At 74.9% G+C, this 1,380-nt stretch carries 2 protein-coding genes; one reads left to right on the top strand and one right to left on the bottom strand.

All coding sequences use genetic code 11. From position 1 onward, the window contains the following. Window positions 1–205 (bottom strand): hypothetical protein (locus G3I65_RS45755; RefSeq protein ID WP_160701647.1); only part of this gene is annotated, 205 nt, incomplete at its 3' end. Window positions 206–254: 49 nt separating this feature from the next. Here G3I65_RS45755 and G3I65_RS45760 point away from each other — a divergent pair. After that, window positions 255–1,380, top strand: a 1,126-nt coding sequence (locus tag G3I65_RS45760) for an Hsp70 family protein (RefSeq protein ID WP_160701648.1), incomplete at its 3' end; no start/stop codon positions are given.

Consider the following 1,380-nt stretch of genomic DNA (forward strand, 5'->3'; position numbering starts at 1 on the left):
CGACGCCGGCGAGGTCACCGGGAGCCGGCCGCACCCGGTGGAACGGGACCACCCGTTCGAGCCGCCGCGGCACCCCGAGCCCGACCACGCGCCGGCCGTGGCCGAGGTGCCGGACAGCCCACCGCCGGAGCCGCACGACCCGCCCCCGGAACCGCTCGAGGACCACGTGCACGAAGAACACCCCGCGGAACCGGAGCCGGTTCACGGGGACCACCCGATTTTCGACAACGCGGACACCGGCGGCGGAGGCTGACATGGGCTACGGACTGGGCATCGACCTCGGCACGACCTTCACGGCCGCCGCCGTCGACCGGGCCGGCCACGTCGAAATGGTGTCGCTCGGCGACCGGACGGCGGCCATCCCGTCGGTGGTGCTGCTGCGCCCCGACGGCAGCGTGCTGGTCGGCGACGCGGCGAGCCGGCGCGCGTCCGTCGAACCCGACCGCGTGACGCGGGAGTTCAAGCGGCGCCTGGGCGACCCGACGCCGGTGCTGCTCGGCGGCGCACCGCACTCGGTGGCGTCGCTGATGGCGCACCTGCTCGGCTACGTGGTCCGGACGGTCGCGGGGCAGCAGGGCGGCCGTCCGGACCGGATCACGCTGACCCACCCGGCGAACTGGGGACCGTACAAGCGGGAGCTGTTCGGACAGGTGCCGAAGCTGACCGGGATCGACCGCGTCGGCCTGATCACCGAGCCCGAAGCCGCGGCGGCGCACTACGCGGCACAGGAGCGGCTCGACGACGGCGCCGTCGTCGCGGTGTACGACCTGGGCGGCGGCACGTTCGACGCGACCGTGCTCCGGAAGCGCAACGGCGGGTTCGAGATCCTCGGCACCCCGGAAGGCATCGAGGGCCTGGGCGGGGTCGACTTCGACGAAGCCGTGTTCGGGCACGTGGACCGGGCGCTGGACGGCAAGCTGTCGCGGATCGACCCGGACGACCCGGGCGCGGTGGCGGCGGTCGTGCGGCTGCGCCAGGAATGCGTGCTGGCGAAGGAAGCGCTGTCGGCGGACACCGAGGTGGCGGTCCCGGTGCTGCTGCCGTCGGTGCAGACGGAGGTGCGGCTGACCCGCGGCGAGTTCGAGGAGATGATCCGCCCGTCGATCACGGCGACGCTCGGTTCCCTGCACCGCGCCCTGCGCTCGGCGAACCTCCGCCCGGCCGACCTCGGCGCGGTGCTCCTGGTCGGCGGCTCTTCCCGGATTCCCCTGGTGTCCCAGCTGGTTTCGGCCGAGCTGGGTCGCCCGACGGCGGTCGACATCCACCCGAAGTACGGCGTCGCGCTGGGCGCGGCGGCCCTCGCCTCGGGCCGCTCCGGCATGGTGCAGGCGCTCCCGGTCCCGGCCCCGCGCGAGGAGACCCGCACGCCGGCGCCGCGCG

Origin of the sequence: Amycolatopsis sp. SID8362, assembly GCF_010550475.1 — a bacterium.
In the GTDB taxonomy this organism is placed as follows: domain Bacteria; phylum Actinomycetota; class Actinomycetes; order Mycobacteriales; family Pseudonocardiaceae; genus Amycolatopsis; species Amycolatopsis eburnea.